At 71.8% G+C, this 22,463-nt stretch carries 20 protein-coding genes and 1 pseudogene; 11 read left to right on the top strand and 10 right to left on the bottom strand.

Translation table 11 applies throughout. From position 1 onward, the window contains the following. Nucleotides 1-561: 561 nt before the first annotated feature. Nucleotides 562-861 carry a hypothetical protein gene (locus AC5LSR_RS09325; RefSeq protein WP_250285895.1) on the top strand — a complete coding sequence of 100 codons (300 nt, stop codon included), beginning with the start codon at nt 562-564 and terminating at the stop codon, nt 859-861. Nucleotides 862-1,191: 330 nt separating this feature from the next. On the opposite strand, the gene AC5LSR_RS09320 is transcribed toward AC5LSR_RS09325, so the two are convergent. Further along, a complete protein-coding gene (locus tag AC5LSR_RS09320; protein ID WP_250285894.1) occupies nt 1,192-1,359 on the bottom strand; it encodes a hypothetical protein in 168 nt (55 codons plus the stop codon). Nucleotides 1,360-2,041: 682 nt separating this feature from the next. Between AC5LSR_RS09320 and AC5LSR_RS09315 the strand changes: the two genes are divergently transcribed. The 6 genes from AC5LSR_RS09315 (at nt 2,042) to AC5LSR_RS09290 (ending at nt 8,109) form a co-directional block, all read left to right on the top strand. Then, entirely contained in the window at nt 2,042-2,971 is a 930-nt protein-coding gene (locus tag AC5LSR_RS09315; RefSeq protein ID WP_250285893.1) for a GNAT family N-acetyltransferase, read from the top strand. Between the two features lie 151 nt (nt 2,972-3,122). After that, nucleotides 3,123-4,166: a dihydropteroate synthase gene (gene folP / locus AC5LSR_RS09310; protein ID WP_493464747.1), complete on the top strand. Its 1,044-nt coding sequence runs from the start codon at nt 3,123-3,125 to the stop codon at nt 4,164-4,166. Between the two features lie 176 nt (nt 4,167-4,342). Then, nucleotides 4,343-4,690 carry a dihydroneopterin aldolase gene (folB, locus tag AC5LSR_RS09305; protein WP_445548195.1) on the top strand — a complete coding sequence of 116 codons (348 nt, stop codon included), beginning with the start codon at nt 4,343-4,345 and terminating at the stop codon, nt 4,688-4,690. Then, nucleotides 4,687-5,202 (top strand): 2-amino-4-hydroxy-6-hydroxymethyldihydropteridine diphosphokinase, encoded by a 516-nt coding sequence (gene folK / locus AC5LSR_RS09300; protein ID WP_250289599.1) that lies wholly within the window; start codon nt 4,687-4,689, stop codon nt 5,200-5,202. The genes folB and folK overlap by 4 nt, the downstream gene beginning before the upstream one ends. Further along, entirely contained in the window at nt 5,199-5,636 is a 438-nt protein-coding gene (locus AC5LSR_RS09295; protein ID WP_250285891.1) for a DUF3180 domain-containing protein, read from the top strand. Before folK ends, AC5LSR_RS09295 begins: the two co-directional genes overlap by 4 nt. Before the next feature lie 667 nt (nt 5,637-6,303). Continuing rightward, nucleotides 6,304-8,109, top strand: coding sequence for a hypothetical protein (locus AC5LSR_RS09290; protein WP_493468355.1), 1,806 nt, complete (start codon nt 6,304-6,306; stop codon nt 8,107-8,109). Between the two features lie 357 nt (nt 8,110-8,466). Here AC5LSR_RS09290 and AC5LSR_RS09285 read toward each other — a convergent pair whose 3' ends face one another. The 4 genes from AC5LSR_RS09285 to AC5LSR_RS09270 all read right to left on the bottom strand — a co-directional run bounded on the left by AC5LSR_RS09285 (nt 8,467) and on the right by AC5LSR_RS09270 (nt 12,761). Continuing rightward, the gene (locus AC5LSR_RS09285; RefSeq protein ID WP_493464746.1) at nt 8,467-9,711 is read right to left on the bottom strand and encodes a CE1 family esterase; all 1,245 of its coding nucleotides are present in this window, start codon (nt 9,709-9,711) and stop codon (nt 8,467-8,469) included. Nucleotides 9,712-9,737: 26 nt separating this feature from the next. Next, nucleotides 9,738-10,496: a hypothetical protein gene (locus tag AC5LSR_RS09280; RefSeq protein WP_250283070.1), complete on the bottom strand. Its 759-nt coding sequence runs from the start codon at nt 10,494-10,496 to the stop codon at nt 9,738-9,740. 260 nt (nt 10,497-10,756) lie between these two features. Continuing rightward, nucleotides 10,757-11,614: a mechanosensitive ion channel family protein gene (locus AC5LSR_RS09275; protein ID WP_250283072.1), complete on the bottom strand. Its 858-nt coding sequence runs from the start codon at nt 11,612-11,614 to the stop codon at nt 10,757-10,759. Between the two features lie 442 nt (nt 11,615-12,056). Then, complete coding sequence (locus tag AC5LSR_RS09270; protein ID WP_250283074.1) at nt 12,057-12,761, bottom strand: hypothetical protein; 705 nt, start codon at nt 12,759-12,761, stop codon at nt 12,057-12,059. A 224-nt stretch (nt 12,762-12,985) separates the two neighbouring features. Between AC5LSR_RS09270 and AC5LSR_RS09265 the strand changes: the two genes are divergently transcribed. Further along, nucleotides 12,986-13,696 carry a UdgX family uracil-DNA binding protein gene (locus AC5LSR_RS09265; RefSeq protein WP_250283076.1) on the top strand — a complete coding sequence of 237 codons (711 nt, stop codon included), beginning with the start codon at nt 12,986-12,988 and terminating at the stop codon, nt 13,694-13,696. A 60-nt stretch (nt 13,697-13,756) separates the two neighbouring features. Here AC5LSR_RS09265 and AC5LSR_RS09260 read toward each other — a convergent pair whose 3' ends face one another. The 3 genes from AC5LSR_RS09260 to pdxH form a co-directional block, all read right to left on the bottom strand. Next, complete coding sequence (locus tag AC5LSR_RS09260; RefSeq protein WP_445548196.1) at nt 13,757-14,722, bottom strand: L,D-transpeptidase; 966 nt, start codon at nt 14,720-14,722, stop codon at nt 13,757-13,759. Beyond that, the gene (locus tag AC5LSR_RS09255) at nt 14,719-15,423 is read right to left on the bottom strand and encodes a hypothetical protein (RefSeq protein WP_493468354.1); all 705 of its coding nucleotides are present in this window, start codon (nt 15,421-15,423) and stop codon (nt 14,719-14,721) included. Before AC5LSR_RS09255 ends, AC5LSR_RS09260 begins: the two co-directional genes overlap by 4 nt. 330 nt (nt 15,424-15,753) lie before the next feature. After that, the gene (gene pdxH / locus AC5LSR_RS09250) at nt 15,754-16,572 is read right to left on the bottom strand and encodes a pyridoxamine 5'-phosphate oxidase (protein ID WP_445548197.1); all 819 of its coding nucleotides are present in this window, start codon (nt 16,570-16,572) and stop codon (nt 15,754-15,756) included. Between the two features lie 358 nt (nt 16,573-16,930). On the opposite strand from pdxH, the gene AC5LSR_RS09245 reads away from it, so the two are divergent. Then, nucleotides 16,931-18,025, top strand: coding sequence for a citrate synthase 2 (locus AC5LSR_RS09245; protein ID WP_250283081.1), 1,095 nt, complete (start codon nt 16,931-16,933; stop codon nt 18,023-18,025). After that, entirely contained in the window at nt 18,018-19,136 is a 1,119-nt protein-coding gene (gene serC / locus AC5LSR_RS09240; RefSeq protein ID WP_250283084.1) for a phosphoserine transaminase, read from the top strand. The genes AC5LSR_RS09245 and serC overlap by 8 nt, the downstream gene beginning before the upstream one ends. A gap of 217 nt (nt 19,137-19,353) precedes the next feature. Here the strand turns inward: serC and AC5LSR_RS09235 are convergent, their stop codons facing one another. After that, entirely contained in the window at nt 19,354-20,721 is a 1,368-nt protein-coding gene (locus AC5LSR_RS09235; protein WP_250283085.1) for a citrate synthase, read from the bottom strand. A gap of 474 nt (nt 20,722-21,195) precedes the next feature. On the opposite strand from AC5LSR_RS09235, the gene AC5LSR_RS09230 reads away from it, so the two are divergent. Continuing rightward, nucleotides 21,196-22,170, top strand: a complete 975-nt coding sequence (locus tag AC5LSR_RS09230) for an aldo/keto reductase (RefSeq protein ID WP_493468353.1) — start codon at nt 21,196-21,198, stop codon at nt 22,168-22,170. Nucleotides 22,171-22,203: 33 nt separating this feature from the next. Here AC5LSR_RS09230 and AC5LSR_RS09225 read toward each other — a convergent pair. Then, nucleotides 22,204-22,463: pseudogene (locus tag AC5LSR_RS09225) on the bottom strand (hypothetical protein); the annotation flags it as partial.

Below are 22,463 nucleotides of genomic sequence, written 5' to 3'. Positions count from 1 at the left end.
ACCGATTGCCGGCGGGGCGGATCAGTGCTGTGGGCGCGCTGCTCCGCCACCGGCTTCCGTATCTGTTGATCCGTCTTCCTGGGCATTTTTTGGTAATGCTTCCGGGACTGGGAAGGAAGGAAATTCGAGAAGCTTTCAGCAGACCATGAAGTATCCGCCGTGACCTGCTTGCGGAAAGTTCGCCAAATGATGGCCGGACACCTGGGTCGGATGGATTCTTATGGTACGGTCGGCACTTGGCGCGCACTGTGGGAGTGACCGGTACCGGTGCCGCGTGGCTGCCTGGCGTGACAGATTCCCGGCCCGCGGTGGCCGCGCGCGGCCGGGTCGCCGCCCGATATTTGCCCGACTTTTGGCGGAGGGCCTCCCGCTTGCGGTGGCGGACGGCCAGGGTCTTTTCCCTGGCTATTTTTCTTCTTTTGATGGTATGCCGCCATTTCGCCCTCGGGAAACCCGCGGAATTACAACCTGCGAAGTTGGCTGTTGGGGTTGACCGGGTGAGTACCCGGTGGGGTAGTGTCACTTCTCGTTCGGTCGGTATACGACGAGAGGAAAAACGTAATGGCACAGCAGCAGCAGCAGGAGCAGATCGAGCAGGAGCTTCGCCAGAACTGGCAGCAGATCCGCTACCGCCTGCTCGACGAATTCGGCCAGGTCGGCACCGCGGACCTGGACGCCGCCCGCGACGTCAACGACCTCGTGCAGCGGATCGCGGACAAGACCCACCACAGCGAGCGCTACGTGGAGACCCGTCTCCAGGAGCTCGTCGGTGCGGGTGCCGGGCAGCGCGGCCAGCAGCAGGGCGGCTTCGGCCAGCAGCAGGGCCAGCAGCAGCAGCAGGGCCAGCGCTTCGGCCGGTAGGAACCGCGTAACACGGTGGTATCCCGGCGGTCGGACACCGCTGTGTGCCGCGGAGCTCCGTGACATGGCTGAGATACGTGTCGCGGAGTTTTCCATGGCACGGGGCGTACGGTGACCGTGTCGTGCTGGTGTCCGGTCGCTGAAAGCAGCTGCTCGGGATCTCCCGGTGGTAGTTGTTCCAACCAGTCAGGTGGTCTCGTCGCCAGGTAACAGGAGGCCACCTGACTGGCTGGACGAAAGCCCGCGTGACCGTGGTTCTTCACGCGTTCGAGGAATCCTGGTCCGCGAGGAATCGGGGGCCGGCGCGGCCCCCGTGCGCGGAGCGGGCGATCAGGGGGTAAGGCTCACCAGGAGCGTCCGGTACTCGAGTAGGGCATCGATCAGCCCCAGAACGACGGCGTTTCGAGGCATCTGACCGAGCTCGGTCAGCATCGAATCCGTCTGTTCCAGGGTCGGCTGAGCGTCGACCGCGGCGACAAGGGTGACCAGTCTGCTCATGAGTAGACCTCCAACGACTCTTGGTCGTGAAGCGATTTCCACTCAGTCAGCGCGCTGTGCGGCGGGATCGCATCACGTGATGCACCTGCCAGAACGGCGTTGCGTGGCGGGTTCACCAACATTTCCGACTCCATGCCCCCTGTGAAGGGCCCCTGCGGAGGAGCCCGGCCCCTTTGTCGGGCAGCGATACGTCCGATCTTACTGTAAGAAACGTAGAACCTCGGTGTTCCCGGCGGGTTGAGCTTCCGTTACGGCGAAGTAACAAAGTCTGCTCTTCCGCCGGCCGTCCCGGTAGGCCGCACGCTGTCACGCTAATGCCGTCACGGCAATGCTGTCACGCTAATGCGTTGAATAGCCGGTCGGGTGACCGGTATGTACCCCGGGCGTGTCGATATCCCGGCGCTGCGTATCCGGCACGGCCGCGCATGGTGATGGCGGGGCCGGACACGCCTGCCGGTTGTCGCCTGCCGGTTGCCATCCGCGGTTGTCGCCGTGGCGGGACGCGCACCGGGCCGGCGCGACCGTCCGGAGCCCGTCCGGAGCCGGGCCGGGGACCGGTTGGAGACCGGGCTGGGGAAGGCCGTCGGAGGCCGGAACCCGGTCCGCTCGCGTGCTTCACCCGGTAGCCTCGGACGGGTGGTCAGTACGGGTTTGTTCCCGGGCGGCAGGTGGCGATCACGGCATGGCTGCTGAACCGGTCGGCGACCCCGGCCAGGGCCCGGCTGTCCCGGACGCGCTGGTGGCGCCCACGGTGGGCGAACCGGTTGACGGTGACCTCAGCCGTGAGCTCGAGGATCTGGCGCATCGCGCGTGGCCGCCCCTGCGCGAGCGGCGGCTGGGTGGCTGGGTGCTGCGGGAGTCGGCCGGCTCCTCCCGGCGCGGTAACTCCGTGTGGGCCCGCGGCGACGTCGGTGACGTCGCCGACGCCCTGAACGCGGTCGGTGATTTTTACGCTACCGCCGGTCTGCCACCGACGCTCCAGATCACACCGGTGTCCCTGCCCTCGGACATCCACGAGGCGCTGGACGCGGCCGGTTTCGACGACACCGGGCCGACCGACGTCTGCGTCGCCGGCCTCGAGGAGATCCGCGAACGGCTGGCCGCCGGGCCCGCCGGGTACGTCCCCCTCGGCGCCGTCGGCTCCCCGTCCACCAGCGCTGACGGGTCCACCAGCGCTGACGGCCACCGGATGATCCTGCTCGACACTGTCGGTGATGTCTGGCTGGACGTCGCCGGCCAGGTGCTGGCGACCTTCGCCGGCCAGCGGGCCGGCACGCTGGGGGTGCTGGCGAACCTCACCGTGCCCGCGGCGTACGTCCTGTGCGTGCTGGACGGCGTGCCGGTGGCCGTGGGCCGCGGCACCGTGGACGGCGACTGGCTGGGGATCTACAGCATGGCGACCGTGCCGGCCGCGCGCGGCCGGGGAGCCGCCCGCGCGGTGCTCGCCGGGCTGGCGGACTGGGCGGCCGAGACGGGCGCGTCCCGTGCCTACCTGCAGGTCGAACAGACGAGTACGGCGGCCCGCCGGCTGTACGCCGCCCTCGGGTTCCGCCCCGTCTACCGCTACTCCTACCGCCGGCTGCACACCACCGCCACCGGCGCCCCCAGGTGAACGACCGGCGTCATCGGCCGTGCGGCATCGTCGGCACGGTCGTCCGGCCGCCGTGCGCGAGGGGCCGGCGGCCCCCCTGTCCCGCGGCCGGCCGTCCGGGGCACCGCCCGCGTCGACCGGTATCCAGCGGACACGGCCTAGCGTAGGGGGCATGACGTCCATGCAGGCCAGCCGTGGTCTTCTGGAGCCGCTGGGCCGTACCCGCGTGATGGGTGTGGTCAATGTGACGCCGGACTCGTTCTCCGACGGGGGTGCCTATCCGACCGCGGTCGACGCGGTCCGGGCCGGTCTGGCGATGGCCGCCGAGGGCGCCGACATCGTCGATGTCGGGGGCGAGTCGACCCGGCCCGGCGCGGGGCGGGTCGATCCGGCCGAGGAGCTGCGCCGGGTGCTGCCGGTGGTGACGGAGCTGGCCGCGGCGGGTGTCGCGGTGAGCGTCGACACGACCCGTCCGGCCGTCGCCGAGGCCGCGCTGGCCGCGGGCGCCGCGGTCATCAACGACGTGTCGGGTGCCGCCGACCGTGACCTGCTGGCGGTGGCCGCCGAGCGGGCGGTGCCCTACGTTCTGATGCACACCAGAGGTGTGAGCGCGGACATGGCCTCCCGCGCGGTCTACGGTGATGTCGTGTCCGAGGTCGTCGCCGAGCTGCGCGAGCGCCTCGACGTCGTGTTCGCCGCCGGGATCGCGCCCGAACGGGTGATCGTCGACCCGGGGATCGGTTTCGCGAAGGAGAGCGGGCACACCTGGGCGTTGTTGGCCCGCCTCGACGCCGTTGCCGCGCTGGGGCATCCGCTGCTGGTCGGCACGTCGCGCAAGTCCTTCCTGGGCAGCCTGCTCGCGGACGCCGACGGGCGTCCCCGCCCGGCCGGGGAGCGCGACGGCGCGACCCAGGCGACGACCGCCCTGCTGGCGGCCGACGGGGTGTGGGCGGTCCGGGTGCACGCGGTGCGGGCCGCGGCCGACGCGGTGCGGGTCGTCCAGGCATGGCGGCAGGCCCGCGAACGGCAGGCCCGGCCGGCTGATGGCGGGCCCGCGCCGGCGGAGCAGGCGCCCGCCAGGCCGGATTCCGCCGCGCCGGATCCTGGGACGCCGGATCCTGGAGCGCCGGATTCCGGGGCACTGGATCCTGGCGTCACGGATCCTGGCGCGCCGGCCCGTGGCGCGTTCCGGCTCCCGCCCACGGGTGCGGTATGACCGGCGCGTCACCGGACGCCGACGCGCCGGCGTCCGTGTCCGGCGCCGTGGTGCCCGGCACTTCTCCGTCACCCGGCGTGTCATCCGGCACGTCTTCCAGTGCGTCTCCCACGACGTCCTTCGTCACGACCGCCGCGACCCCCGCCAGGGCGCCTGTCGCGTCCAGCCGGATTGCCGTGACCGGGCTGCGAGTCCGGGGCTATCACGGTGTGTTACCGGCGGAGCGCGAGCTCGGCCAGGAGTTCGTGGTGGACGCCGCGGTGTGGCTGGACACCTGGCCGGCCGCCGCCAGCGACGACGTCACCGCCACCGTCGACTACGGGACGCTCGCCCAGACACTGGCCGGGATCGTCGCCGGGGAGCCCGTCAACCTGATCGAGACGCTCGCCCACCGGCTGGCCGACGCGTGCCTGGCCGACGACCGGGTCCTGCGGGCGGAGGTGACCGTGCACAAGCCGGCCGCGCCGGTCCCGCTGCCGTTCACCGACGTCGCGGTCACCGTCACCCGGGGCCGGTGGGCGTGAGCGGGGCCACGGGCCCGCGGCGGCCGGCACCGGCAGGCCCGGCGCCGGCGGTGCTGGCGCTGGGCTCGAACCTCGGCGACCGCCTTGCCCAGCTGCGTGCCGCCACCCGCCTGCTGGAGCCCGTGGCGGTCTCGCCGGTGTACGAGACCGCGCCCGTCGGCGGGCCCGCGCAGGCCGACTACCTCAACGCAGTGCTGCTGGTCCCGGCGGCACCGCCGCGGGACCTGCTCGCCGCGGCCCGGTCGGCCGAGGATGCGGCCCACCGGGCACGGGCCGTCCGCTGGGGCCCCCGCACCCTGGACGTCGACGTGATCGCCTGCGGTGACCTGACCAGCGACGACCCGGACATCCTGATCCCGCATCCGCGCGCCCACCTGCGCGCGTTCGTCTGCGTGCCGTGGCTGGACGTCGACCCGGACGCGGCGCTGCCCGGGCACGGCCGGGTCGAGGAGCTGGTGGCCGCGCTGGACACCTCCGGGGTCCGCCGGACGCCGTGGAGCCTGGCCGGGTGAGGCCGACGCGGGCGCGGGAACTGGTGGCGGCGGCCGTGGTGGTCGGCGTGCTGGCGTACGTGTTGCTGGCCTTCACCTACCGGGATCTGCCACGGTTCCCGCGGACGGCACCGCTGTCGCTGCTGATCGTCGGGCTGGCGGAGGCGCAGACCGCCGCCATCACCCGGCGCCGGTTGCAGGGGCGTCCGGGCACGCGGCCGATCCTGCCGTTGACCGTCGCCCGGCTGGCGGCGCTGGCGAAGGCGAGCAGCCTGACCGGGGCCGCGCTCATGGGAGCCTGGGCGGCGCTGCTCGGTTACACGCTGCCACGCCTGGAGGAGTTCGGTACCGCTGACACCGACGCGGTCACCGCCGGTCTCGGGGTCGCGGCGGCGCTGGTGCTCCTTGTCAGTGCCCTCCTGCTCGAGCGGGTGTGCCGGGTCCCGAAGCCGTGACGTGCCGACTGTATGATCATGTGTAGTCATATCGGCGGTGGTGTCCGTCGCCGGCCGCCGGGAAGATCGGCGCGGGTGCGCCGTCGGGTACGTTCGTCCCGCCGGGAGGCGGGCCCGGCGGCACGCCTGTCTGGATCATGCTCTGGATGGGCGTTCGCGACTGGTGTCCGCCTTGCGTGGCCAGCGCTGCCAGGCGATCGAAAGCCCCGGTTGGCCGCGAAGAACCCAGCTGATCGAGGAGTATGCGGTCGTGGTTTCCGCGGTGCCCACAACCCGGAGTGTCCGCCCGGCGTCTGGACACGATGAGGATCCCGCGATCCGGCGTTTGTCAACTGGGCGCACGCAACGCCAGCGCAACGCCGTGGTACACCGATGGGGGGACACATGACGTGGGCGCGGATCGTGAGGAGGCCGGTCGATGGCGGACGATATGCGACGATCTGACGCATCGAACCCACGTCGAGCCATGATCGCGGACGGTGCGCCAGCGGCGGCGGACCGCCCCGACGCGGGGCCGGTCCCCACCGGCCGTAGTGACTACCCTCCGAGTTCCTACCAGAACCAGGATGCTGAGCGCTACTACAACGCCCGCCAGTATCAGGATTCTGGCTCATATCGAGATCCTGATTCTCGCCAGGGGCCTTTCTCCCCTCAGATCTCCCCTCAGATGCCCGCGGGCCCTCAGCCGGCGGCCGGGGGATATCCCCCGCCGGGGCCGGGAGCGTATCCGGATTCGCGGTCACCCGGCCCGTCCCAGCGGCCAGGCGTACCGCCGCGGGCCGGCTACGTCCGGGACGAACCGGACGCCGGCTACGGGGCCGCGGCGGGCTACCGTGCCGGGCCCGTTCCCGGTGGCTACCCGCCGGCGGGCGGATATCCGCTGCCGGGTGCTCCCCAGGCCGGCGCCCCCGACCCCTACGGGGAGCAGACCAGGCTCGCGCCGGGGGCCAGGCCGTTCGGGCCGCCACCGGTCGACCCCGCCCCACGCGCTGGGGATCCATACCGGGAGGCACCCCGTCCGCAGGCACCCCCCGGCGGTTCCGGCGGCTCCCAGCCGGGGGCGCCCGGCTCGCGGCCGGCAGGCCGTTACCAGCCCGGCGCGCCCTACCCGCCGGATGGTGCCGGGTATCCGGCGAATCAGCCCGGGCCCGGCGCCTACCAGCCGCCGGCGGCCGGTTTCGGGACGGGCTACGCCGCTGGCGGGGAGGCGTCCGCCATCCAGGACGCCGCGGCGGCGGTGGCCACGCCATCCGCACCGCAGCCATCCGCGGCACAGCCGGCCGCGGCGCAGCCGGCCCGGTACCCGCCGGATCCGCTGCCGCTCGACGAGCCGGCGCCCGGCGCCATGACGGTCTTCACGGATCTGCGGTCCAGGAAGGGCAGCGACCGTCCCGGACGCCCGGACGGTGTCCCCCCGCCCCGGACCAGGCAGGCCGGCGCCGACACGTCGGCATCGACCTCCCGCCGGCCCAGGCCGGACCGCGCCGACCGCGCCGACCGTCGAGCGGGCCCGTCGGCCGCCGAGCAGAGCACCACTGGCGAGCAGGCCGTTACGCTCCGAGCCGAGTCGGGCCGGCGCCGGGACGACCGGGACGACCGGGACGACCGGGACGACCGGGACGACCGGGACGACCGGGACGACCGGGACGACCGGGACGACCGGGACCGGAGCGACTCCCGGCCACCAGGCCGGTCCGCGAGCCGATCCGCGAGCCGGTCCGCGAGCCGGTCCGCGAGCCGATCCGCGGACGGGTCCACGGCGGACGCGGGAACGCGCCGCGGTCGTTCCCGCGATGCCGGCGGGCTCCCCTGGCTGCTGCGCCGACTGGTGTACGCGGTGGTGATCCTCGGTGTCGCCTTCGCCGTCGGGGGCGGGGCCGGGTTCGTGTGGCAGAAGATCGGCGCTCGTGGGGACGGTGCCGCCGCCGTCACGGCCCGGCCGTCCGGGGCGCCTGACGACCAGGCCGGCGCCACCGCGGGGCCCGGGGCGCCCGCGAGCCAGCCGCCGGCCACGGCGGCCGTCCCGCCGGACTGGGCCGCCGTCACCGACGCGCAGCAGAAGGCGACGTTCTCCCACCCGGCGGCCTGGCAGCAGCGCCGGGACAACACCGCGGTCTTCTTCGTCGAGCCGCCGGTGGGGAACGCGCGGTCCGGCGGCCCGCAGATGGTCGGTGTCGCCCGGGTCGCCGGGACGGACCAGGCGGCCGCGCTCACCGCCGTCCAGGGCTCGGAGTTCGCCATCCAGCCCGGCGTGACCAGGGAGACCACCCGGACGGTGGCGGATCCCGGCGGCGGGCAGGCCCAGGAGTGGGTTGGCTCGTACCTGCGCGAGGGGCAGCGGGTCACCTATGTGATGCGGGCGGTGCCGGCCGGGGAAGCGGTCTACGTCCTGATCGCCCGCTCGTCGTCGCAGTCGGCGGCGACCGCGGCCACGCTGCTCGAGAGCCTGCGCGCCTCCTTCCGCCCGGCATGACCCGGCTGCCCGGGACGGCCGTCCGGAACGCCCGAGCGCACCGGGCAGGCCGCGGAGCGCTCTCGAGTACGGTCACCGCTGGTAACGCTTTGGTTTTGTTGAACGCGGGGGCCGGAAACAAGCGGCTGTAACAGCAGCTGTTTTGTTCCTCATTGCGGTGAGCTGGTGCTTCCTGAACCGGGCAGCGTTACCCGATCGACGCTTCGGCTGCCGCCGCGCACACCGTCCCCGCATGACGGAGGGGCCTGTCGTGATACGAGAACCCACTGTCATTGTGTATCCGTTGTTAATTTCTGCTGTTGGGGAATTATTTCTCTGTTGTTTCCGCGGGCGACGACCGGTGGCCGTCGGGCCGGCCTACAGGTCGGGCCCGGCGGCGGACGAGTGCATCGGGGCGAGCAGCCGCCAGATCACCTCGGCGGTGTCGAAGTGTTTCGGGCCGGTGGCGGGTGGCCAGCCGTGGGCGAGGCCGGGGAGCAGGAACTCCACGATCCGGCTGCCGGACGAGCACACCGTCTCCTGCCTGATCGCCGTGTACCCGTCGCGGGCGGCTGTCGCGGCACCGGCCCCGGAAGCGTTCGTCCCAGTGCCGTCTTCAGCGCCCGCTGGTGGGGCGAGGGCCGCGACGGCCTGGCCGGCCGGCGCCTGCTGTGCGCCCCCGCCGGCGCCGGCCGGGCCGGCGGCCCTGTCCTGCGCGAGGCCGACCAGCTGGCCGCCTGCCGCGCTCCCGACGGCGATACCGTCGCCGCCGACCGTGAACGTGTCCCGCGGCAGCGACGGTTCGGGGCAGCCGGCGCTGGCCCGGAAGGGCGACAGGCTCTCCCGCGCCGACCGCAGCGGCGTCCCGAGCGTCTCGGACCAGGCCTCGCCGGCATACGGGACGCGCTCGTCGAGCTGGCCGTGGATGGCCACCACGGTCACCGGTTTCGCCGGCGCGCAGCCGGCCGTCTGCAGGCTGGCCGCGACCACCGCGATCCCGGCGATCTCGCCGGCATGCTCGCAGGCGTAACGGTAGGCGATCATGCCACCGTTGGAGAAACCGACGAGGAACACCCGTTGCCGGTCGATCGGGTAGTGCTGCTCCAGATGCGAGATGAGCGCCCGTAGCCATCCGACGTCGTCGACCTGCTCGGCCGCGGACCGTCCGCAGCAGGTGCCCGCGTTCCAGGAGGTGTTGAGCGCGTCGGGGTAGGCCACGGCGAACCCGGCGCTGCCCGTGAGCGCCTCGAAGCCCCACAGCGACTGGGGCTCCGTGCTGTCGTTGTCCAGGCTGTGCAACGCGATGACGAGCGGGAAGGGCCGGGCGGCCGTGACGGCCGGCAGCGTCAGGCGTAACGGCGTCGTGCGTCCCGACCGTTCGTAGGCGTCCGGCCCGGCTGTCGGGGTGGGCACGATGATCCTGAGGGTGGTCGGGGAGGGGGTCGGCAGGACGCGGTCGTAGAGGGCCGCGCACCCCCCGGCGCACAGGGCCAGCATGGAGATGAACACGACGCAGCAGGCCAGCGGGCTACGGCGCGGCAGGCCGCGGCGGCGGGGCGAGCCATGGCGGCGGCACTGGGACAACGGCGGGCGGGGCGGACGGGAGGGCGGCATCACACCCATTTTGTCCTGTTGGTGACAGAAGCCCGTCACCGGTGCCGGCGTTGACTCCCCCGGATGGCTCGAGTTCCGCGCGTGATGTCCGCTTCGCGGTCCCGGCCGACGAGCGGTATGACTCTCGCGGACGGCAGAGGCGCGGACGGTAATGAAGCGCTGGGACGGGCGGATGGCGCGGCGGACACGGCAGGAGCCGCGGGAGAAGGACGGCCCGTGACGGTCCCGGTCGCTCCGGTGATCCCGGTAGGGGATCCGGGAGGCCCGCTGGCCCCGCCAGCGGGCGCGGTGGCCGCGGGAGTCCCCGGGCGGGCCGAGTCCCTGGGCGGCCGCGCCCCGATGGTGGGTGTGGGCCCGGACACCGTACGACCGAGATCCGTTCTGGATCCGGATGCCGAACGGCCCAGGCCAGCGCCGGAACCGGGCACCGAGCCGGTGTTCGGCGCCGTCCCCGTGACCTGCTCCCGCTCCGGATCCGGACCAGGCTGCCCCGTCCGCACGACGCCCAGGCGTGGGCGTCCCGCCGTGTCCAGGGGAACCTCCCAGTCCACTATGTCCGCCGTGTCCGCCGGGCCGGTGTCCGGCAGGGACTGCAGGACCACGGCGCGGTACTGCACGAACGCCTCTCGCGCGCGGCTTTCCAGGTCGTCGACCAGTCCGAGCTGTTCGCGGACGCGGCGTTCACCGGCCGGCCCGGCCGCGAGCAGGTCCGACAGGCAGCGGTCGACGGCGCGACGGGCCTGTAGCCAGACCAGGAGCAGCCGGGAGCGCTCCAGGTCTGATGGCGTGTCCACCGAGATGTCTCCCTACTTCCCGCGTGCTGCGTGACGTGCCCCGTAGTGACGTGCCCCGTAGTGATGTGCCTGTCGTGACGTGCTCCGTAGGTGGTCCTTGGCTGCCGTTGGTTGCGACTCGCTGTCGTACCAGAGTGCCTTACCCACTCCTGTCGCGCGCGTCAGTTCGTGGAACGGACACGTGTCCGTTGCGTCCGTTCTGGACTGATGTCGCTATTGCGGCGGCCTGTTGGTGTGGCGGCCGTCCCCGTATCGGAAGGTCATGGCTGGCGGGTGGGTTCGGCGTGGCCGCCGGGTTCGCCTGCGTCGTGTTGCGGAGGGAGCGGCTCGCGTGGGGTGCCCGGCCGCCTGCCGGTGCGGCCGGAGGCGACCAGGTCGCTCACGGCGACCAGCATCGGCTCCTCGGCCGCGGAGCGTGCCCGGTTGCCCTGCCATGTCGACCGGGCGCTGGCCAGTTCCTGTCCGCCGCGACGCAGGACCTCCTCCCAGCGCTGTTGCATGGGACGGATGAGCCCGCCGCCCACCCCCACGATCGTCACTCCGGTGACGGTCGCGAGAACAGCGTAGAGCATCGGTGTTGTCACGGATGTGGCAAGGCCGAGCTCGTCCAGGGCGGCCTTGCCAAAGCCGATCATGATGATGGCGGCGCTGATGCCCCCCGCCGTCCCGGCGTAGGGCAGGCCGCTGAGCGCGCTGCCGACATACCTGCGCGCGGTGGACGCCAGGGTGGCTCCGATCACGAGAACGACGCAGGCGAGCACGGTGTGTGCCAGCAGAACGGCAAGGTCGCTGATGAGGCTGCTGACCGGGTTGGCTCCGAACACGCCGAGTGCCAGCTGGAGAAATGCCAGCGCGGCGATGGCGAACGTGATCCGCATGAGGCCGGTGCGCAGGTCGGCTGCGGGGCGGCGGAGCGCACGGGGCAGCCCGCTGCGGTCGAGCAGGTTGTCGGTGCCGGCGCGGACCAGCAGACGGTTGACGGCGCTGACGATGCCACGGGCTGCCAGGCCGCCGGCGAGCACGATGAGCACGAAGGCGCCGATCTTCGGCACGCTCTGGATGACGGATGCCCACGCGTCCCGGACACCCTGGTCCCAGCCGGCAGCCTGCGGTACCAATAGTCCTCCTCCGTCCTAGGGGGCCAGAGGCGGCGTGATCGTGCTCGTCTCCCGCTGCCGTGGCCCGGCTCTCCGGGCCACGCTCAGGGCCGAGGGCGACGCGATCGCGTGTGTTTCCTGCCCGGGGCCGCGCGTTGGAGCGGCGGTCGAACGACGACGTCTGGAGCATGCCGTAGGTCCCCACAGGGGTGGCTGTTGACAGAACACCTCATACATAGCGATCGCACCATGTTGCCACACGATCGCCGAAAGTAGCTTTCGTGTAGTCCGTCCATGGATGCCCGGAGCAAAAGGGACGTCTGGGTGCCGGCGCGGCGGCGACACCCCGAGGCGGGGTGTTCCCCTCGAGGTGGAGCGCTCCGGGGCACAGCGCTCCGGGGTGACGGTAGCCCCGGCCCCCGGCCGCTGCCGACCGGCGGTCCTCTCCTGGCCGACGCGCCGCCTACTGGTTGGCGGTCTTCCGGACGATCTGCTTGGCGACCCGGTTCACGATGGCCTGGTCGGGCGCGTCGAACACCCGGCCGACCAGGAAGGAGCTCTGTACCTGGCCGGCGAAGACGAACATCACGTCGAACGTCATCGGCACCGCCGGCCCGTCGAGGGTCATCGACGCCTTCACCCTGGTCAGCGCGGTGACACCGGCCGGGGGTGTGCGCCTCGTCGTCGACAGGACCGTGAACGTGCTGCCCTCGGGCAGGTCGGCGGCCTCGGTGTACCCGCGTTTGAGCAGGTCGCCGACGCAGGAGGGGAAGGACGGATCGGCCGCTATCCGGACCGCCTCCGTTATCACCTCGGCCGGATAGACCGCCGCTACCGAGCCCATGAAGACCAGGTTGTCGTTCGTGGCGAAGTAGGGCCCCTTGGCCGAGTCCAGCGGCTCGACCCGCGGATCGGCCCCCGGCCTTCCGACGCACGACGCGAAGCCGGTCATCGCGGCCACGGAGAGGGCCCCGCGGTTGTCCAGGGACGTGCTCGCGTTGAAACCGGCGGTTTCCGGCCCCTCGGTCAGCACGTAGTCCCCCGCGTGCAGGTTCGTGCGGGCGGCGGCCGACGCGACCGGGACCGCCGGCTGCCCCGGCGTCGCGCCGCCGGCGGGCTGCCGCGATCCTCCGCAGGAGCCGGCGGCAAGCGCCAGCAGAACAGCCACGAGAGCGACGCCGAGTATCCGGACGCGCGGGCGCCGCCTGGGCCGGGACATCGCCATGAGCGTTAGTACCCCCCTGACTGCGGTGGAGCGTTCGGTGGGTTCCCGATTGGTCCAGTATGCACTGATTGCACGGAGTAATATTGCTGCTACAGCCTTCTGGGGCTGATGTGCCGCCGGGTGGGTGGCGGCACCAGCCCCACCACGGGGGATGTGAGGATGCGACCGTGACGGACGACTCTTTTCCCACCGGCACCACCACGGGTACCGGCACCGGCACCGGCACCGGTGTCCGTGGCGGGGGTGGCGCTCTGCCCTTCGTCCCGCCGGATGCCGGCCTTGCCGGGCTGGCCACGGCCGCCGCGTCCTGCCGGGGCTGTGAGCTGGCGGACCTGCCCGACACCCGGACCGTCTTCGGGGAGGGGAACCCGCGTGCGCGCCTGGTCCTCGTCGGCGAACAGCCCGGTGACGTCGAGGACCGGCGTGGCCGGCCGTTCGTCGGGCCCGCCGGCAAGCTGCTCGACCGGGCGCTCGCGGACGCCGGGATCGACCGGGCCGAGGCGTACGTCACGAACGCGGTCAAGCATTTCAGGTACCGCCGCAACGATGGGCCGCGGCGTATCCACCAGACGCCGGATGCCCGGCAGGTCACGGCCTGCCGGCCGTGGCTCGCGGCCGAGCTGAACCGGATCCGGCCGCGGCTGGTCGTCCTGCTCGGCGCGACCGCGGGGCAGGCGCTGCTCGGGCCGTCGTTCCGGGTGACGAAGATGCGCGGCCGGTTACTGCCCGGGCCGCCGGGGTCGGATGCCCAGCTGATCGCCACGTTGCACCCGAGCGCGGTGCTGCGGGTCGAGCCGGCCACTCGGGACGAGGCCTACGCCGGCTTCGTTAATGATCTTCAGCTCGCTGGGCGCATTCTGGCCGGCATGACGGGCTGACCGCCGGAGACGAAACGCCGGGCGCCCGTGGCTGTACCGACGGGCGTCCGGCGTTGTGGATCAGGTGACGATCTCCACCGGCGTGCCCAGCGGGAGCAGGCGCGCGAGCCGGGTGATGGTCTCGTTGCTCACCCGGATGCAGCCGTGGCTGACATCCTGGCCGAGCAGGTTCGGCTGGTTCGTCCCGTGAATACCGATCACCGGCGCTCGTCCCTCGAAGGAGTCGAGGGTGGTCGAGAAGCCGCTCAGTCCGAACGCGTACGGCCCGTACGCGCCGGCCGGGTTGCGGGGCTGGAGCAGCTCGGTCAGGTAGAACTTCCCGCCCGGGGTCGGGGTGTCACCCGTCCCGACGGCGGTCGGCTCGTCGACGACGACCTGCTGCTTGTCATAGACCCGCAGCCGGTGGTCCTTGCGGGCGACCACCACCCGGTAGCTGGTCTGGCTGGCCTTCACCTGGGCGTCCTTCACCCAGCCGGTGCTGCCGGCGGGCTGGACCGGCAGCAGCACCTGCCACCAGCCGGGGAGCTTCGTCACCACCAGGAAGACCCGCGGGGCGCCCGCCTCGTTCGGGTTGCTCAGCTGGGAGACCACGCTCGCGGCGATCGGCGACTTGTAGATGTCCACCTTCGGGACGACGGCGGTGACGATGGTGGACGTCCCGTCCTGGCTGGCCGAGGCCGCGGCGGCCAGCTCGCTGTGCGCCGCCTGCGGGACGGCCGTGCTCGCCGGCGCTGCCGGCGGTGTGTCCGTGGGCGAGTCCGTCGATCCGCCGCCACAGCCGGTGAAGGCGATCAGCCCGGCGAGGACGAGCGACGGGACTCCCGCGCGCCGCGGGGACAGCCGCCGCGGGGACGGCGTGCTCCTGGCCGTGGCCGCCGCCGGCACGGATGAGGATGAGGATGAGGATGAGGACACGGGCGTGCCTCCGGTGGGCGCGGTACCAGTGGGCATACCGGTGGACGAAACGGCGTGTGCCGCCACCCCAGGGGCGGGGCGACGGCACACGCGCGAACCCAGGATCATCATCCTGTGTAGTAGACCTTGTCCGTGACCACGGGGTTCGCCGGTGTGGAGACCGGTACGGTGCCGCCGGTGTCGACGTCCTGGTCGTGGCCCGAGTCCCCGCCGGGGCAGTTGGCGACACCGATGGCCGGGATCGCCTTGAGCAGGGTGCCCGACAGCAGGTCGAACGGAATGGCCAGGACGGCGTCGAGCACGTGGGTGACGAGAGTGATCACGCCGCCCGGCGGGATCTCGCCGGTGCCACCCTTGCCCTTGGTGTCATACCAGCCGAATCCGAAAGGCTTGCCAGAGGTGTTCTTCAGCTGCCACTTGCCCCCGTCGGGGCCGCAGGAGTGCAGCAGCGCCAGCGGCTGGGCCAGCAGGTTGCCCACTTTGCTCAGGTCGATCAGGCCCTGGATGTCCACCGGCAGGCCGGGAACGAGCGTGAGCAGGTTGTGCAGCGCGTCCGGCGACAGCTGCGTGATATCCGCCGGGAGGTTGGCGGGAAGGTTGGCCGGGAGGTTGGCGGGAAGGTTGGCCGGGAGGTCGGCCGGGAGCTTGGCGGGAAGGTTGGCCGGGAGGTCGGCCGGGAGCTTGGCGGGAAGGTCGGCCGGGAGCCCCGGCTGCGCTGGCGCCTGCTTGACCGCGCTCGCCACGGTCCCCTGGACGGGAGTCGAGGTCTGGTCGTCCGCCAGGGCGGCCGGGGCGGTCAGCCCGATCATCATTGATCCGATTACGCAGGCTAGAGTCAGCCGCGTCCTGCCTAAACGCATTGTGTTTGCCCCCTCAAGGCTTTTGGCATGCCGGAAGCGGGCCTGTGGCCGCTGTCACAGCAGCATGTTGCGAGGGATGCTACCAATGAGCTTCCGCAACTCGCACGCAGAGGTGCCAGTTGTGATCAAAAATGTAACCGCGTGTGGCGGAATTGTGTTTCTGTAGATTATAGGATTCGGCTGGCCTGCTCGATTGACGATTGTGTCATGTTCGCGAAGTGACCTTGTCGCGGCCTGCCGCAAAGGCGCTGCCACGGTAAGAATTCGCTGCTGTGCCGCGTCTCATGGCGACAGGCGCTCGACGATCCAGCGACCGCCCTCGCACGGCCGGCCGTGCCCGCCGGCGCCGCGTTCACCGGCCCGTGGCTCACCGGCCGGGGCCTTGCCGGCGGGAACGTCGACAGGGGTGCCGGCGGGAATATCGTCAGGAGCGCCGTCGGCATCGGTTCGACGGTAGCGCAGCCGGTCGTGCAACCGGTCAGGGCCTCCCTGCCAGAACTCGACCGTTTCCGGGACGAGCCTGATCCCGCCCCAGAACGCCGGCACCGGAACCGGTTCCGGCGCCGGCCAGCGGGCGTCCAGTTCGGCCCAGCGCCGCTCCAGCGGCTCCCGGGAGCCGATCACCTCGGACTGTCGGCTCGCCCACGCCCCGAGCTGCGAGCCGCGCGGCCGGGACCGGAAGTACGCCGCGGTCTCGGCGCGCGGCACCTCCTCGAGCCTGCCGGTGACGACGACCTGCCGTTGCAGGGCGTGCCAGGGAAACACCAGCGAGCCGTACGGGTTCGCGGCGGCATCCCGGGCCTTGCGGGAGCCGAGGTTGGTGAAGAGTGTGAAGCCACGCTCGTCGAACCCCTTGAGCAGGACGGTCCGGGCGCTGGGCCGGCCGCGGGCGTCCGCGGTCGCGAACACCATCGCGTTCGGCTCGGGCAGCGCCGATCCCGCCTCGGCGGCCAGCGCGGACGCCTGCTCGTACCAGCGCGCGAACTGGGCCACCCAGCTGGGGGCAAGATCGGACTCGTACAGCCTTCCCGCGCTGTAACAGCGCCGTTGGGCGGCGGGATCGGGCACCGGCGGCAGGGCGTGGTTCGGGCGGGCGGACACGCCGTCGATCGTGTCACCTTTCCGAGGCCGGCCTCCGTGACGCCGGACGCGGTGACGCCGGACGCGGGCGATCTTCCGAGTCGCAGGTGAGAGTGACCTGCGCCACGTCGGTAGGGCCGTCGTGGCCGGTGAGGCCCGATGCGCCGGGTAAGTTCCGACCGCGTTCACGGTGGGCCACCAGCGGTGTCCTGCTGGGCTATGGCACCGCTTCCGCCGAGAGGGCAGGATGCAGACAGGTAATTCTGCCCGATGATGCAACCAGCTCAGATCAGCTATCGGCTGGCGTTCGGCGTGCCGAGACCCCGCGTCGCCGTCCACGCGAGGCCGGCGGAGACAGGAAGCGGAGCCCCGGACTTCGATGTCTGAGAAGACAAGTGATTTCAAGCCCGGCCTCGAGGGCGTGATCGCCTTCGAGACCGAGATCGCCGAGCCGGACAGGGAAGGCAGCGCGCTACGGTATCGCGGCGTCGACATCGAGGATCTTGTTGGCAAGGTCGACTACGGCCACGTGTGGGGGCTGCTCGTCGACTCCTCGTTCGAGCCCGGCCTGCCACCGGCGGAGCCGTTCCCGCTGCCGGTGCACTCCGGCGACATCCGGGTGGACGTGCAGAGCGCGCTGGCGATGCTGGCTCCGCACTGGGGGTTCGGCCAGCTCATCGACATCTCCGACGCCCAGGCGCGCGACGATCTCGCCCGGGCGTCGGTGGTGGCGCTGTCCTTCGTCGCGCAGGCGGCCCGCGGCCTCGGCCAGCCCGCCGTCCCGCAGAAGGATGTCGACCGGGCCCGCACGATCACCGAGCGTTTCATGATCCGCTGGCGGGGTGAGCCGGATCCCAAGCACGTCCAGGCGGTGGACGCCTACTGGGTGTCCGCGGCTGAGCACGGTATGAACGCGTCAACGTTCACGGCGCGGGTGGTGGCCTCCACCGGCGCGGACGCGGCGGCCTCGCTGTCCTCCGCGGTGGGCGCGCTCTCCGGCCCGCTGCACGGCGGCGCCCCGTCCCGGGTGCTGGCGATGCTCGACGAGGTGGAGGCCACCGGCGACCCGGCCGGGTACGTCCGCCGGGCGCTGGACCGCAAGGAGCGGCTGATGGGCTTCGGCCACCGCGTCTACCGTGCGGAGGATCCGCGCGCCCGGGTGCTGCGCCGCACCGCGCGCGATCTCGGCTCGAACCGCTACGAGGCGGCCGAGGCGCTGGAGGCCGCCGCCATCGAGGAGCTCACCAACCGGTACCCCGACCGCCCGCTGCGGACGAACGTCGAGTTCTGGTCCGCGGTCGTGCTCGACTACGCCGGGGTGCCGGCGCACATGTTCACGTCCATGTTCACCTGCGCGCGTACCGCTGGGTGGAGCGCCCACATCCTGGAGCAGAAGCGCACCGGACGCCTCATCCGCCCGTCCGCCCGCTACGTTGGCCCGGCTCCCCGGCCGCTCGGAGATATTCATGCCTGACCAGATCGTCATTCCCGGGCATCTGCGCCCGGTCGACGGGCGCTTCGGCTGCGGACCGTCCAAGGTCCGCCCCGAGGCGGTGGCCCGGCTCGCCGCCACCGGCACCTCACTGCTCGGGACGTCGCACCGGCAGAAGCCCGTGCGCGCCCTGGTCGGGCGGGTCCGCGCCGGGCTGGCCGAGCTGTTCTCGCTGCCCGACGGCTACGAGGTGCTGCTCGGCCTCGGCGGGGCCACCGCCTTCTGGGACGCCGCCGCCTTCAACATCGTCCGGGAACGCTCCCAGCACCTGGTGTTCGGGGAGTTCGGCGGCAAGTTCGCCGACACGACGAAGGGCGCGCCGTTCCTGGCCGAGCCGTCGGTCGTCTTCTCGGCGCCGGGCAGCCACCCCGAGTGGGCGCCCGAGCCGGGTGTCGACGTGTACGCGACGCCGCACAACGAGACGTCCACGGGTGTGGCCAAGCCGGTGCGCCGCCCGGTCGGGGCGGACGCGGGAGCGCTGCACCTGGTCGACGCGACCTCGGGCGCCGGCGGGCTGCCGGTGGACCTGTCACAGGTGGACGCCTACTACTTCGCGCCGCAGAAGAACTTCGCCTCCGACGGCGGCCTGTGGGTGGCGCTGCTCTCCCCGGCCGCGCTGGAGCGGGTGGCCGAGATCGCCGCCTCCGACCGCTGGATCCCGCCGTTCCTGGACCTCACCACCGCCCGGGACAACAGCGCCAAGGACCAGACGTACAACACCCCCGCGGTCGCCACGCTGTTCCTCTTCGCCGACCAGGTCGAGTGGATGCTCGCCAATGGCGGCCTGGACTGGTGCGTGCGCCGCACGGCCGAGTCGTCGTCGATCCTCTACACCTGGGCGGAGAAGGCGAGCTACGCGACGCCGTTCGTCGCCGACCCGGCGCAGCGCTCCCAGGTCGTCGTCACGATCGACTTCGAGGGTGTGGACGCGGTCGCGGTCGCCCGCACCCTGCGGGCCAACGGCATCGTGGACGTGGAGCCGTACCGCAAGCTCGGCCGCAACCAGCTGCGGGTGGCCTGCTTCCCGGCGGTCGAGCCGTCCGACATCCAGGCGCTCACCGGCGCCGTCGACTACGTGGCCGAACGTCTGTAGGCCGCGGGACCTGCTTTTTCCACCAGCTTTTCCACCGGATTTTCCGGCGCACCACCCCTCGCCGCTTCATCCGTGTCATCCGTGTCATCCGTGTCATCCGGACTGTCGGCACCGTCCGGTTCCGGTGTCGTGCCGGCGCTGGTCCTGGAGTGTTCCGCGGAACACTCCAGGACCAGTACTCGTCGCGCTTCCCACGGGACCGGGGGTATAGCGGTTTCTAGCGGCGCGGACGGGCCGGGGCGGCCTGGGCCGCCAGCGCCGCGATCGAGTCGGCGGTACCGGCGAAGTCGGGCGAGCGGTCCTCGATCGGCGTGTACGGACGCTCCTCGTAGCCGACGTAGAGCTGGCGCGGCCGGGCGATCTTCTGCTCCGGGTCGAGCAGGCCCTCCTCCCACTGGGCGAGCCAGCCAGGCATCCGCCCGACCGCGAACAGCACCGGGAACATCTCCACCGGGAAACCCATCGCCTGGTAGATGATGCCGGTGTAGAAGTCGACGTTCGGGTAGAGCTTCCGCTTGATGAAGTACTCGTCCTCGAGCGCGACCCGCTCCAGTTCCAGGGCCAGGTCGAGCAGCGGGTTCGTCCCGGTGACCTTGAACACCTCGTCGGCTATCTGCCGGATCACCCGGGCCCTCGGGTCGTAGTTCTTGTACACCCGGTGCCCGAATCCCATCAGCTTCTTCTTGCCGCTCTTGACCTGCTCGATGAAGGCCGGGATGTTCTCCACCGACCCGATTTCGGTGAGCATCCGCAGCACCTGCTCGTTGGCGCCGCCGTGCAGCGGGCCGTACAGCGCGGAAATAGCCGCGGCGGCCGCCGAGAAGGGGTCGGCCTGGGAGCTGCCGACGGCCCGCATCGCGTTCGTCGAACAGTTCTGCTCATGGTCGGCGTGCAGAATGAACAGGACGTCGAGGGCGTGCTCGAGAATCGGGTCCGGCTCGTACTTGAGCTCGGTGGCCTTCCACATCATGTTCAGGAAGTTGCCGGCATAGGACAGGTCGTTGTCCGGGTAGACGTACGGCAGTCCGATCGAGTGCCGGTAGGAGAAGGCCGCCAGCGTCGTGATCTTCGCGATGAGCCGGACGATCTGTAGCCGGCGCAGCCCGGGATCGGTTATCTCCTTGGCGGCCGGGTAGAAGGTCGACAGCGCGCCGACGCTCGACAGCAGGATGCCCATCGGGTGCGCGTCGTGGTAGAAGCCGTCGATGAACTTCTTGATCGATTCGTGGACGAGCGTGTGGTGCGTGATCTCGCTTTCCCACACCGCCAGCTCCGAGGACGTGGGCAGCTCCCCGGCGAGCAGCAGGTAGGCGACCTCCAGGAAGCTGCTCTTGTCGGCCAGCTCCGTGATCGGAAAGCCGCGGTAGCGCAGGATGCCGGCGTCACCGTCAATGAAGGTGATCGAGCTGCGGCAGCTCGCCGTGTTCGTGAAAGCTGGGTCGTAGGTCAGCAGGCCGAAGTCGGTCTCGTCGAACTTTATCGCGCGCAGGGCGTTGGCCCGGATCGCGCCGTTCTCGATCGGGATCTCATAGGTCCGGCCGGTGCGGTTGTCGGTGACGGTCAAAGTGCTGGCCTGCTCGGTCACGCCGGGCTCCTCTCGCTGTGGCGATCACGTCGGTGTGGCTCATGCCGGGGCCGCGGCGTCGGGGTGTGGACCGCTCGGGCCGGTTCGGCGGTAGACAACGGTTGTTCCCAAGTCTCGCGGTTGTGGCCTGCACACGCCCGTGATCGGTGTCTTCCGCCCGACGTGTCCTACGCCACCCGTTACGCGTGGTTCGGCGCGGCTGTCGAATCTTTTTCCCGCCGGCATGGCCGGCCGGGATTCGGGGCCGTCCGTGGCGGGCGCTTCCGGACGGCCCCGCGGGGCTTCGGGACGGTTCCGCGGGGCTTCGGGACGGTTCCGCGGAAGGGCCCGCCGGTGTCTTCCGGGCGCCGCTTACGGTGTCCGGGCGTTCGGGATCGGCCTTCCGGGCGCCGTAAGCGGTGCCCGGCGTTCGGTCGGCATAGTGGGTCGCGGGCCGTCCAGGTGGGCCGGTCGCCGCTGACGGGAGATTGTTCTGTGATCCACGCGCATCTTGGCCGTACCGGAGTGCGGGTGTCCCGGCTGTGTCTGGACGTGATGAATGCCGGACCATCGGTGGGCACGGATGCCCCCGGCGCAGTCATGGACCGGGCACTGGACGCCGGTATCACTTTTTTCAGCACCTTCCTCGACACCGCGGACGCCCATGGGTGGTCCGCCCATGCCACCGGGCGCACCGACGCGGGCGCTGCCGAGCACGCTGTCGGCGACTGGCTGTGGAGGAGCCGTGGGCGCCGGGACCAGGTCGTGCTGGCGACCGGGCTGCCCGGGGGTGACGGGAAGCTGTCCGGGCCCGAGATCCGGCGGCGTTGCGAGGAGTCGTTGCGCCGGCTGCGCACCGACCATATCGATCTTCTCCAGGTGCCCGCGCTGGCCCGGGACACCCCGTGGGAGGAGATCTGGCAGGCCACGGGCATGCTGGCCACCCAGGGGAAGATCGTCTATGTCGGTTCGTCCGGCCTGGCAGGCTGGGAGATCGCGGCGGGCAACGAGGCCGCGATGCGGCGGCGGTCCCTCGGCCTTGTCAGCGACCGGTGCGGCTACAGCGTGCTGGAGCGCGCGGCCGAGACAGAGGTACTGCCGGTCTGCCAGTCCTACGGTGTGGGCGTGATCGGGCACAGCCCGCTGCTGGACGCGCTGCTCGACAGCGTTTCAGCGCACGCGCCGGCACAGGTGCCGGATCAGCGGCGGGCGGCACAGCGGCTGGAGCGGCACCGGCCGCGGTTCGAGGCGTTCGTGGCCCTGTGCGGGTCGTTCGGCGAACGGCCCGCGGACGTGGCGCTCGCCTGGCTGCTCGCCCAGCCGGGGCTGACCGCGGCGACCATCCGCCCCCGCGGCGTCGACGAGCTGACCGCGGCGCTGCGGGCACTGGAGATCGCTCTCGGTGAACGGGAACTGGACGCACTGGACGGGATCGCTCCCGGGCCGGCCGTCGCCGTGGCCGAAACATGATCGTGCCGCCGGCCGCTCAGCCCACCGGGTGGGTCAGCCCGCCAGCGGCCAGGTGGCCGTCGTCGCGTACGGGGGGCCGGGCGGCGATCCGCTACTCATGAGGGCGAACCCGGTCGCCGTCCACGGCCGGGCGCTGACCCCGGCGAGGCTGTCGGCCAGCACCGCCAGATCCGGTTGACCGGCCGGTGCCGGCGTGCCGGCGTACCGGCCCCGCCGGTGCGGAGAGGGCCGGTGCGGGGAGGGCCGGTGGGTCGCGAGCGTGAGGTGCCCCCGCCACTCGCGGGGGTCCAGGC

This window comes from Protofrankia sp. CiP1_Cm_nod4 (genome assembly GCF_982290645.1).
Note: the sequence above shows the minus strand (reverse complement) of the source record. Positions and strands in the feature narration are given on the sequence as shown.

Coding starts and splice junctions, on each gene's coding strand:
- AC5LSR_RS09255 (WP_493468354.1), bottom strand. CDS start 15,423: ATGATGATCGGGCTGACCGCCCCGGCCGCCCTGGCGGACGACCAGACC.
- AC5LSR_RS09320 (WP_250285894.1), bottom strand. CDS start 1,359: ATGAGCAGACTGGTCACCCTTGTCGCCGCGGTCGACGCTCAGCCGACC.
- AC5LSR_RS09290 (WP_493468355.1), top strand. CDS start 6,304: ATGCCCGCGGGCCCTCAGCCGGCGGCCGGGGGATATCCCCCGCCGGGG.
- AC5LSR_RS09260 (WP_445548196.1), bottom strand. CDS start 14,722: ATGATGATCCTGGGTTCGCGCGTGTGCCGTCGCCCCGCCCCTGGGGTG.
- AC5LSR_RS09245 (WP_250283081.1), top strand. CDS start 16,931: ATGTCTGAGAAGACAAGTGATTTCAAGCCCGGCCTCGAGGGCGTGATC.
- serC (WP_250283084.1), top strand. CDS start 18,018: ATGCCTGACCAGATCGTCATTCCCGGGCATCTGCGCCCGGTCGACGGG.
- AC5LSR_RS09325 (WP_250285895.1), top strand. CDS start 562: ATGGCACAGCAGCAGCAGCAGGAGCAGATCGAGCAGGAGCTTCGCCAG.
- AC5LSR_RS09285 (WP_493464746.1), bottom strand. CDS start 9,711: ATGGGTGTGATGCCGCCCTCCCGTCCGCCCCGCCCGCCGTTGTCCCAG.
- folP (WP_493464747.1), top strand. CDS start 3,123: ATGACGTCCATGCAGGCCAGCCGTGGTCTTCTGGAGCCGCTGGGCCGT.
- AC5LSR_RS09315 (WP_250285893.1), top strand. CDS start 2,042: ATGGCTGCTGAACCGGTCGGCGACCCCGGCCAGGGCCCGGCTGTCCCG.